We start from the raw sequence: 10,655 nt of genomic DNA, 5'->3' as shown, positions 1-10,655 counted from the left end.
CTCGATGACGTAGTGGAGCATGGCGAGGATCTCGTCGGCGTCCGCGAACGTCAGGATCTCGATGAACCTGTATTTGTCCGACAACCTCTGATCATCGCTTCGTCCCTCCGACGCTTCCGGAAGGAGGAGTTTCGCCGCCTCCAGGAGCTTGCTCATCGTCTCACCCGATTCTTGGGAAGTAGGTCGAAATTATGTTACTCACGTTGCGGGGTGTGGTACCCGACCGCGTGATCGTTGTTGAGCGTTCGCCTGCGTATCTCCAGGGGGGAACATCCCTCCCTTCATCGGTATTTGCTGCTTGCTTCGAGTGTCCGTCTCGTCAGTGAGAAGATGCGCGGCCTGAAGGAGATCACTTATCTTTCGTCATTCCGCTCGTAACGGCTTGGAAAGTCGCCGGTGACGGTGAGACGGGCGCCTCCAGTAGCGGGCTCATAGGCTGCCCCGAACTTCGTGGTGCGCCGTGGCGTCTGAGCGGAACCGAGGGGTCGAGTCCGACGGCAAGCTGGTTGTAAGCCAGCTCGTCGGTAGCGGAGGGCCGAGGGTGTCCTCGGCGTCGATCGGTCCGGGGCGGCCAGGCTCGGGCGCCGAGCAGACCGAGAAGGAGATCCATGTCCGCGAGTCTGGCCGACCTCACCCACAGTGCGCGACTGTTTTCCTGTCAGCGGTGGGGGCCGAGCGTAGTTCTGGTCGGCCAGAGAAAGCGTGGCCACATCTTCGTGGTCGGGTCCACCTCGGTGGCCTTGACCCTGTCGGCGTAAGGGGGAGAACGCTTCTTCGGAACCTTCGTCCTGTTTGGATCTCCGAGACGGCGGGGGTCGCAGGCGTCGGCGCTGCGACCCCCTGACCTCGCGGCACCCGCTAGCTCGGATCACTAGGGATGGTCGGCTGCCGAGGTCGTCGTCACTGGTTGCGTTGGATCTTTCCTTCGGGGTCGATGCGGTCGGCCTCCGCCATCAGTGAATCCGAAATGTCGTTCCAGTCGGGGCCGAAGTTGAACAGGTCGATCGCGGCTTCCCTGAGGAGGTCCGGGTCGTCGGGCCGTTGCAGGCACGCCAGGCGGTAAGCCAGGTTCCTGGCCCAGACTGGAAAAAAGTAGTCCTTCTCGATGACGTAGTGGAGCATGGCGAGGATCTCGTCAGGGTCCGCGAACGTCAGGATCTCGATGAACCTGCATCTGTCCGACAACCTCTGACTGTCGTTTCGCTCGGCCGACACTTCCGGAAGGAGGAGCTTCGCCGCCTCCAGGAGTTCGCTCATATTCCTCACCCAATCCTTGGGAAATAGGTCGAGATCATGATACTGCCGTTGGGAAGCTGGACGGTGTGGTACCCGACCGCGTGGCCGCTGATGACGGTCGTTCGGTCGAGAGCACTCGCCTTCTCGCCTCCGCGAGGGATCGTTCCTCCCTCGGTGCGGAACTTGTGGAGATCCTTCATGATCTCCATCTCGATCTGGTCCATTGTGAGGCCGGTGTCACGTAAGTCTCCGCTTGCGTGCCGACGATTGTAACTGTGGTCACTGTTGAACCTGTAGGTGGTGTCCTTGTAGGTGGCGGAGCGGCGAAGAACATCTCCACTACCTACCTCGGTGAAGCCTGAGAACTCGCCCGACTTGCTCGAGTTGATGTTGCTCTGGAGTTTGGTGAGATCCTCGCGGGCCTTGTCGACGCCGTCCATCGCCATGGACAGGCCGCCGGCGGTGAGGGCCGAACCCGCGAGCACGACACCGCACGCGATCACGCCACCAACGACGGTCACGCCGCCTGCGGATGAAACGACGATGGCGGTTCCGCAGGCGGCCGCCGCTCCGCTCGCCACCTGGAGGCCACCGGCAGCGGTGGCAGTGCCAGCGGCGATCTGGAGGGCGTGCTGGACGAGCGCTTCGATCTCGGCTTCGTGCTCGACGATGTACCTGAGGAAGGCTTCGGCCGAGTCCTGGAGAGTGCCGAGGAGAGCGTCCAGAGCCTTGCGGAACTCCTCGGCACCGGGCGTGTTGGCCGCCGTGTCGCGGAGTTTCTGGAGCAGGTCCTTGTATTCCTGTGCCTTCTGCCGGGCTCTGCTCTCAACTTGTTCGTCGTGTGCCGCGACCTCGTAGAAGTCAATGACTTCCTGGGCCTGCTGGGCCATCTGTTCGGCGTTCTTGGCGTGGCCCTCCGCCTCCTTCGCCATCTGTTCGGCGTGGGTGGCGGCCTTGTCGGCGTCCGCGGCGTGGCCGGCGGCGCGTTGGGCCGAGGCCTGGGCGGCGGCGGCGTCCACGGCTGCCTGGTCCGCCGCCGCCTTGGCGGCGCCGGCGTCGCGGGTGGCGGCCGCCGCTGCCTGGCTCGCGGCGTTGGCTGCGGCCGTGGCCTGGTCAGCGGCTCGCCGTGCGGCACGGGCGTCGGCCTCCGCCGCGTCGGCCGCCCGGCCGGCGAGGGCAGCGTCGGCAGCGGCCTGGTTGGCGGCGGCACGCGCCGCCTTGGCGTCAGCCTGAGCCTCGGCGTCGACGGCGTTCGCCTGTGCGGCGGCCTCCCTCGCCGCCGCGCCGTTCACCGCAGCCTCGGCGGCCGAACGTTGCGCCGCCGCGGCCGCCTGCGCGGCCTCCGAGGCGGAGCGGGCGGCGTCGGCTGCTGCCTGGAACGCCGGTGCGACCTCGCCGGCGGCCTTGCGGGCTGCCTCAGCAGCCCGTTGCGCCTGTGCCTGAGCGTCGGCGGCCTTGGCCTGCGCCAGCTTGACCTGCGAGTCGCCGACGTCCTTGGCGCGCTGGGCCACCAGCACCGCGAAGTCCGCGTCGATGTCCTCGCGGGCGAACGGGCTGGCCTTGCTGATCGCGGTGTTCGCCGGGTCGGCGATGCCGGCCGAGGACTGCACGGCCGCCCCTGCCGCACGGGTCGCGATCCCGGCCTGGAGCGCGGCGGTGGACGCCTCACTCGCGGCGGCTTCGGCTTCCTCCCTGGTCCGCTCGGCCGACCGCATCGCCTGGCTCGCCTGGTCGAGCGCCTCCTGGGCCAACTGCATCGCCGCCCGCGCGGCCTCGGCGGCGCGCGCCTCCTGCGCCGTGGCCTCCTCCGCGGCGGCGTTCGCCCGCTCGGCCTGGGCGTGGGTCTCCGCCGCCTCCGCCTCGGCGGCGTCGGCGGCCTGGCCGGCCCTCGCGGCCGCGGCCTCGGCCGCCTTCGCGGCGGCGCGTGCCCGGCCAGCCGCCGCCTCGGCCTCACTGGCGGCCGCCCGTGCGGCAGCGGCGGCGGCCTGCGCCCGGCTCGCCGCCGCACGCGCCCGGCTGGCTGCTCCCTGCGCCTCGATCGCCGCCCTGCGCGCCCCAGCCGCCGCCCCGGACGCCTCGTCGGCGGCCTTCCGCGACCGGCCGGCGGCGGCATCCGAGTCGTTGGCCCTGCGCCGGGCCTCCGCCGCCGACGCCGCGGCCTTGTCCTTCTCCGTGCCGGCGTCCATCGACGCGACCACGGCCTCTTCCTGCCGGGCCCTGGCCATGTCGAAGTCGCGTTTGGCCGCGTCCTCGATCGCCTTGCGGCTCTGCTCGCTCGCGTAGCGGTCCTTCTCGCCCGCGACGCGGTTCGCCTCGGTGGCGATCCGGTCCTGCTCCTGCGCCTTGCCGCTGGCCTCGGCGGCGACACCTTCCTCCCGCTGTGCCGCGGCACGCCGGTCGGCGGCGGTGCGCTGCAAGCTCTCGGCCGCGGCCCGCTTCTCCGCCGCGACCTTGCGTTCCTGCTGCGCGATGTCCCGGTTCCGGATGGCGATCGCACGTTGCTGCTCAGCCACCCGCCGCTTCTCCGCGGCGATGGTCCGCTCCCGCTCCGCCACCCGTCGCTTCTCGGCGGCGACGTCACGCTCGCGTTCCGCGGTGGCGCGGTGTTCCTTGACCTTCGCGCCGTGAATCCGGGCCTGGCGCAGCGCTTCCTCCGCCTCGGCGCGGGAGCGCTTGCTGCGCTCCGCCGCCTCGGCTGCCGCCGCGGCCTGTTCCTTGGCCGCGGCGGCGATCGCGGCCGCGGCCTTCGCCTGGCTCTCCGCGTTGGCGCGCCACTGCTTGGCGTTCTCCGCGTGCGCCTCGGCCTTGCGCGCCGCGTCCGTCGCGGCGTCGTCCGCGATGATCGCGTCAACGGCGTGCCGGGCGGTCTCCGCGGCGTTGGCCGCCGCCTCGGCCGAGGCGGCCATCCCCTCGACGACCTTGACCCACTGGGCGCCGTACGGCAGTCCCAGCTCGACCAGAACGTTGGCCTGGGGAGTCGCCACACCCGCCGCGATGCGCGCCTGCTTGGCGCTCTCGACGGCGTAGCCGGTCTGTCGTGCGACCTCCTCCTTGACCCGCTCGAAGCCGCCGTGCCCACCGCCGGCGGTGTTCGCCCGCAGGATCTGGTCCGCCTCACGGGAGGCGTTCGCCGCCGACGTCATCGCGTTGGCCGTGTCCTGCAACGCGCGCACCGCTTGGCCGTGCGCCACAAGGATCTGACGCCGCGCCTCCGACGCCTTCGCCGCGCGCTTGGCCAGTTCCGACAGCGCCTCGGCGGCCTTGCGTTTCTCCTCCTGCTCCTTGAGCTGCGCCTCACGGGCCGCCGCGTCCCGGTTGGCCGCCTCCAGGTAGCCCGTCCTGAGGAACTCCGCGATCGCGTCGTCACCCGCGTCCAGCGCGGCCTTCGCGGCCTTGGAGACCTCCGGTCCACCGGCGCCGACAAGGACCCGCACCCGCTCACGCAGGACGCGCTTGCGCTCGGCCTCCGCTGCTCCTGCCGCGCGGTCGCGCTCCGCCGCGATGTCCCGGCCGTAGGCCAGGAAGTTCGCCCGGTCGATCGCGCTGCCCTTCAGGACACGCTCGACCTCGGCGTTGAAGTTCGGCCCACCGGTGCCGGCCAGCGCCTGGATCGTCTCCCGGTTGCGCCGGTCGGTCTCCCGCTTCCGCTCCTCGGCCCGCGCCTTGGCGGCGGGCTGGCCGACCTCCAGGAACTCGTTGATCGCCTCGGGGGTCCCGACCGCCAGCGCCTGCTGCGCGGCGTCCCGGACCTCCTCGTCCTCGTCCAGCCCGGCGATGTCGGCGACCAGGTCGCGCATCATCTGTTCGAGCTGCCGTTGTTCGTCGGACTTGCCGTCCTCGCCCTGTTGGCCCGCTGGCGCGGCCGTCGCCGCAACCACCGGCACTCGAGGCCGAGCGGACGCGATCGGTGATAACGCGCCGCTCAGCAGCGCGGTGGCCAGGAGAGCGGCGAGGGCTCTCCCAGCCCATGCCCAGCCGGAGGATGGCCTGTTGGCCTCCCCCGGCCGCCGTCTCGGTCTTTCCACTGAGGGAATCTCCTTGAGGAAGGGCGGACCGCTGTTCGGCCCGCCTGGTCGAGCACACGGCAAGGGCCCAGCGACGTCGTGTGGTCACTGGGCCCTTCGCCGGAGCTCGCGGTGTCGGTCGGCTGCGTTGTCCACTTCGGACAGACCGACCGAGTCAGAGCGGGCCCGGGAGCGGGTGACCGTGCGCCGGTGTGCGACCTGTTTCCGCTGGCGTGATCCGGCGGAAATGTCGTGTTCCTGTCGCGTGCGCCGTTCGGAGCGCGGCCAGACGGACGGATTGTGGACAGGCGAAGGCTACGGTCGGTGATTCGCTCTCGGGACGGGAACGGCTGATGGGAGAACCGACCTTTGTGCAGGCACGAGCGGACACTGCGGCCCCCCAATCATCAGCGACACCCCCGAACCGACCGTAATCACCCGGCTACGTGCCAACAAGGGTCGGCAAGATCACTCAGTGGTCAACCGATCAGCGGTAGCGCAGACTGCTGATGTGGTTGTCGAAACGTGGAGTGATGCCGCCGTCGGGCGGCCCGTGAGGTAGGGCTCCTCGAACTCCTCAACGTGGGCAAGGTTGACAAAAACCTTGTGGCACAAGGACTTCGCAAGCGGAGGAGGCGCGTGATGTGTCGGCGACGCCGAAGGTCCGGCATCAGTCGCGCACTCGTCGTCCCACGGCGTTCGCCAGGAACACCACCGCCACCAGCGCCAAGGCCAGCCCGCCGACCACCACCGGCGGGAGCCCCGCCGGCCGGCCCTCGACCCGGATCGCGCCCATGAAGTCCAGCACGGGAAGACCGTTGATCGCGCCGTACCACAGGCGGGTAGACAGCCTGGAACAGCCGGTGCGTGCGGCTCAGCGAGCCGAGCGACAACGCGAGCGACGGGATGAAGAGCGCGCCGCCGGTCCAGGCGGCCGCACCGGGCCAGTCCAAGATGGACAGCATCTTCAACAGCGGGACGATCCCCACGAGCCCGGTCAGCGCGAACCCTGCCAGCCACTCCGCGAGCACCCGACGTCGTGCCGTGGGGTAGGCCCCCAGCAGGTCGGCCACGCCGTGTTCGTGCCGCTGGGCGCCGAGCCGCGACCAGACCACGATCGGCCAGAGCCAGGCGACGGGCAGCATCACCCGCGACACGGTTGTGGCAGGGGCGAGCAGGGTCATCACGGCGACGAACCCCGCGCCACCCCACCACCACGCACGCGTGCCCTGCACGAGGACGCGCCACTCTCCCCACAGCAGCCGGCCGAACGAGTTCCCGGGGAAGACCGGGGCACGCGGCAGTGGGGGAGTCCTGACCACCGCGTCCGGCGAGTGCTCCCACTCGACGACGCTGACGGGCACCACCGGCTCAGGGGTGGGTGCGTTCTCGCCGTGGGGAGCCCGCCTCCCCGGCCGGAGGGTCGGGTCGAACCGGCCGAACCACAGAGCGGGCACCAGGGCCACGACCACCGCGATCCCGACCAGGGCCAGACGGTTGAGCACGAAGTCCGCGCCCGGCGTGAACCCGGTCCAGACGAACGTCTTGAGCGGGTGTTCGAGGTAGGTCAGCCCCAGACTGAACTCACCGCCGGACCGGTCGAGCCCCTGTTGCTCCATCGCGGCCCGCATCGACTGGACCACGGGACTCACACCGATCCCGTCGAGCGGGAACTTCGGCGACTGGCCCGAGGTGGCGAACACCATCCAGAGGAAGAACCAGACGACGTTGCCCGCCCCCGTCCGCAGCCCGGGGACCAGCTCGAAGAACAGCGCGGCGCCGGCGGTCGTGGCCATCAGCGGCAACGCGACGAGCACGAAGGGCGACAGCAGCGCGACCACGTCCACCGACGTGGACTCGCCCCGCGCGAGCTGCATCACCAGCGCGGTCACGGCCAGGACGGCCAGCATCGAGCCGAGCACCAGGACGTTGCTCAGGAACTTCCCCGCGAGGTAGACGGGCGTGCGCAGGGGCGTCGCGGCGAGGACCAGACCCCCGCGTGCTCTCGTCCCTGGCGATCGCGTTGCGCACGACGTAGAAGCCGCCCTAACGTGAGCCACAGGGAGCTGGCGAGCGCGGTCACCATCCCGACGTAGGCGCTGTTGCAGAGACCCCGGCACTCGCCGATCTGCATGATGACCCACTGGGCGTCGCGGTCGGGGGTGGCGACGTACCCCAGCGCCACGGCGGCCAGCAGGATCACCGCGTACGCCGGCCGCCGCACCCGGTCCCGGAAATCGCCCACGGCCAGGCGGGCCAGCCTTCCGGGGTTCACCGTGCCACCCCCACAAGGCCTGAGGACCGCTGGATCACGTCGAGATAGACGTCCTCCAGGTCGGGGGTGACCGGCACCGCGTCCGGCAGCGGGGGTTCCGGCGACAGCACCCGCAGCCGCACCCCGTGAGGAGTCCGCACGACGCGGCTCACCACGTGCCGCGACCGCACGGCGTTGACGTGGGCGGCGGGAACCAGCACCTCCCAGACCTGCCCGTCGAGCTGGCGCAACAGCGCCGTGGTTAGGTGTTGCCAACGGTGTTGAACGTGGCTTCGATGCTGTCCCGGAGCACCTTCCGCCGCGCCGTGGCCCCGGCGGTGTCGTTCACCCTGGACCTCAGGCTCTCCAGCATCTGGCGAACGCCGGGGTCACCGTTCTTGAGCAGCGCCACATTCCTGTCGGACACGATCTGGAAGTACTCCCGCAACAACACCGCCAGATCCCGGTCCGGCGCCTCGCCCGAGGGAAGTTCCCACGCGGACACCAGAAACCGCTCGGGGTGCTCCACTGCCCAGCCGGCGAACCGGCCGCCTGCGACCAGCAGGTCGACATGGTGGGCGATGCGGACCCGCTCCCGCGACCCCTCAGGCGCCCTGGAACGCAGGCACAGCAGCGCCTCACCGCCGTCCGTCATCCATCGTTGCTCAGTTCGTGCCAGCACGAACCCGCGTGGGTCGGCCATGCACAGACGTGCCGGCCGCGCCGGTGTCTCCAACCAGGCGGAGCATTGCTGATCGGCGTTGTTTCCCGGGATGTGAAAGCAGACGCTGACCAGGTCCGCTAGGCGGCTACCCCCGTCGAACCTGACCTCGTCACCGTCGGGACAGCACCCGCTCCCGCTTCCCACCGTTCCCGCGACGTGGCCCTCGTGCACGATCTCGCTGCCGTAGGGACCGACCATGAGGGTGAGCTCACGGAGCGCGAGTCTGGGTTCCCATGGCAGCTCCCAGTCTCCGTGAGCCTCGACGGTCACTCCGCTCGCGAGTTCGATCACCACGCCCACCGGGGAACAGTCTCCTGCCGTCAGGAACGGACCTCGTCTCCGCGGCCGGGACACACCACGGATGACTGCATCCTGGTTGATCAAACCACTCTCAGTGACAGCCAGCGCGCTTGGCCCCACACCCTCCGCGCTCGACGCCTCCGCACCACGACGGAGATCGTGGCGTGCACAGCGCACCAGGACCCCAGTCCACGCCGTCGTCGATGTCCGGGCAGTCAGTGGAGAGATCACCCGGCAGAGTGAACCTGGCCAGCCCTGCTGACCTCATCGCACGGGCATGGCGAGAGCGAGGGACCGTGTGAAGATGGGCTACCCGCACCCCTGCTCCGCTGGGCAAGGTGAGGGCCGCGCCCGTGTTCACCGCACGGAGAACCCGGTCCCTGCTACCAGGCAGGGCAGCAGCACCGGCGCTTCGGGACCGGCGAGGATCGCAACACCAGCCCGATCGTTTCGCCACCGGATCGACAGGAGCGGCACCGGCCCGTCAGGGCCGGTGCCGCTGTTCGTCTAGACGTGTTCCTCTCAGCAGGGTTGGAGTATTGACGTGTCTCGAATTCCACTCTTTCGAGTGATGTTTTGGGCTGAGGTACGGATGCGGGCTGGGGGTGTCGGTGGAGGCTTCTAGGTTCCGCGCATCCGGTGAAACAGAACCTCCCCGAGGAGTGGTCGGATGTGGGCGCACAGTGCCGAGGCGGGCCGACCCTGGCACGGGTTGAGTGAGCACCTGCGGTCGACCGCTGAACTCGCGCGTTGCTTCGCCGAGCCTTTCGGCGCAGGGGATCTGGGGGAGGCGTTGGGCTTGTTCCACGACGCCGGGAAGGCTTCCCCTGACCGGCAGTCCGGCCTGGCGCGGGTCGGAGGGACTGATGCGCCCGTCGGTGTGTCGCACAAGGAGCTGGGCGCGTGGCTGCTGACGTCCAAGGCAGATGTCGCCGCGTTGGCCGTGTTGGGGCACCACGGGGGTTTGACCAGTCTGACCCGGTTGCGTGCGCTGGTGCGGAGTGGGCCACAGCCGACCTGGTGCCAGAGGCCAAGCAGGTTCTGGACGGCCCCGGTAGTCCCGGGTGGTGGTGGCGGTGCCGTTCACCACGATCACGGAGCAGAACGCGGCGGTGTACCGGGATCTGCTGGACTCCGATGAGGACGGGGTGATGGTGTTGGAGCACCACTCCCACGTCGAGTTCGCCGACGAGGAGGCCGAGCAGGACAGCCAGTGCGCCCACGGCGTGAGCCAGCGGCGGGCGGCGGAGAACTGGGACGCCCCCTTCGTGGTCACGACCACGGTGCAGTTGTTCGGAGATCATCACCGAACCGCAGCGGCTGTTCGACCGGGTCCCTCGGGTGCGCTATGAGTGGCGGCTGGACCCGCAGCCCACCCTGGCCGAGGTCGTCCAGGAGGTCGCGGCGCAGGAGCGGGCCTTGGTCGTGATGAACACGATCAAGGATGCCCGGGCGATGTACGCCCTGCTCCGCCAGCACGCGCCGGATCGGGTGTGGCACCTGCCGACCCGGATGTGCCCGCAGCACCGCGGTGTGGTGCTGGGGGAGGTGAAGGCTCGTCTGGCTCACGGGCTGCCGGTGCTGCTGGTGGCCACGCAGCTCGTCGAGGCTGGTGTGGACATCGACTTCCCCGTGGTGTTCCGGGCCCTGGCTCCAGATGACTGCCGCACCGGCCCTTCGGGGCCGGTGAGGATCGCACCAACCTCGGTGCCGACGGAACCGCCATCCGTTCCGGGCAGCACCAGTCTTCGGAAGCTGCTGAGGACGCACCCTTGTGGCCCGTGCCCAACCCGGCTCCCGCCGACCGGAGTTCAGGGCGTCCTGGCGCGAACACGCTGTTGTGGCTTCCTGGAGTGCCCGATGCTGTCGTCATCCAATGGTCATGCGCAACTGCTCGGCGCGAGTGAGGCCCGTGGCCGGCCTCGATCCTTGTCCCGGACAGTCCGCTGGTGGTTCGTGGTGGGCCATTGGCGGAACGTTCGGGGCCGATCGACTCCTGTGGTTCTGAAGAAGGACGCTCTGGCGTGGGCATCTGTTCGCCAGGAGCCGGAACTGGTCGAAGCTGGTTATGTTCCGGTGCTGTCAAAGACAGAAGGCAGGTCACGCTGGACCTCGCGAAGTGAAGATCCTTCGTGGC

At 69.7% G+C, this 10,655-nt stretch carries 8 protein-coding genes and 1 pseudogene; 3 read left to right on the top strand and 6 right to left on the bottom strand.

Going from position 1 to position 10,655, the window contains the following annotated elements:
- Positions 1-900: 900 nt before the first annotated feature.
- The 6 genes from LX15_RS24450 to LX15_RS24425 all read right to left on the bottom strand — a co-directional run bounded on the left by LX15_RS24450 (position 901) and on the right by LX15_RS24425 (position 8,518).
- Positions 901-1,257, bottom strand: a complete 357-nt coding sequence (locus LX15_RS24450) for a hypothetical protein (RefSeq protein WP_253671989.1) — start codon at positions 1,255-1,257, stop codon at positions 901-903.
- A gap of 5 nt (positions 1,258-1,262) precedes the next feature.
- A complete protein-coding gene (locus tag LX15_RS24445; RefSeq protein WP_253671988.1) occupies positions 1,263-5,114 on the bottom strand; it encodes a coiled-coil domain-containing protein in 3,852 nt (1,283 codons plus the stop codon).
- Between the two features lie 605 nt (positions 5,115-5,719).
- A complete protein-coding gene (locus tag LX15_RS24440) occupies positions 5,720-7,162 on the bottom strand; it encodes a hypothetical protein (protein ID WP_253671987.1) in 1,443 nt (480 codons plus the stop codon).
- Positions 7,163-7,173: 11 nt separating this feature from the next.
- A complete protein-coding gene (locus tag LX15_RS24435; protein ID WP_253671986.1) occupies positions 7,174-7,515 on the bottom strand; it encodes a hypothetical protein in 342 nt (113 codons plus the stop codon).
- Complete coding sequence (locus LX15_RS24430; RefSeq protein ID WP_253671985.1) at positions 7,512-7,745, bottom strand: hypothetical protein; 234 nt, start codon at positions 7,743-7,745, stop codon at positions 7,512-7,514. Before LX15_RS24430 ends, LX15_RS24435 begins: the two co-directional genes overlap by 4 nt.
- 11 nt (positions 7,746-7,756) lie before the next feature.
- Complete coding sequence (locus LX15_RS24425) at positions 7,757-8,518, bottom strand: hypothetical protein (protein ID WP_253671984.1); 762 nt, start codon at positions 8,516-8,518, stop codon at positions 7,757-7,759.
- A gap of 670 nt (positions 8,519-9,188) precedes the next feature.
- Between LX15_RS24425 and LX15_RS33655 the strand changes: the two genes are divergently transcribed.
- The 3 genes and pseudogenes from LX15_RS33655 to LX15_RS33650 form a co-directional block, all read left to right on the top strand.
- On the top strand, positions 9,189-9,659 hold the full coding sequence (locus LX15_RS33655) for a CRISPR-associated endonuclease Cas3'' (RefSeq protein WP_372502790.1): 471 nt from the start codon (positions 9,189-9,191) through the stop codon (positions 9,657-9,659).
- Complete coding sequence (locus LX15_RS24420) at positions 9,595-9,870, top strand: hypothetical protein (RefSeq protein WP_253671983.1); 276 nt, start codon at positions 9,595-9,597, stop codon at positions 9,868-9,870. Before LX15_RS33655 ends, LX15_RS24420 begins: the two co-directional genes overlap by 65 nt.
- A pseudogene (locus LX15_RS33650) lies at positions 9,860-10,165 on the top strand (CRISPR-associated helicase/endonuclease Cas3); the annotation flags it as partial. The gene LX15_RS24420 and the pseudogene LX15_RS33650, both read left to right, overlap by 11 nt.
- Between the last annotated feature and the right edge of the window lie 490 nt (positions 10,166-10,655).

Source organism: Streptoalloteichus tenebrarius (genome assembly GCF_024171885.1).
GTDB lineage: Bacteria > Actinomycetota > Actinomycetes > Mycobacteriales > Pseudonocardiaceae > Streptoalloteichus > Streptoalloteichus tenebrarius.
This window is presented reverse-complemented; position numbering and strand designations above follow the sequence as displayed.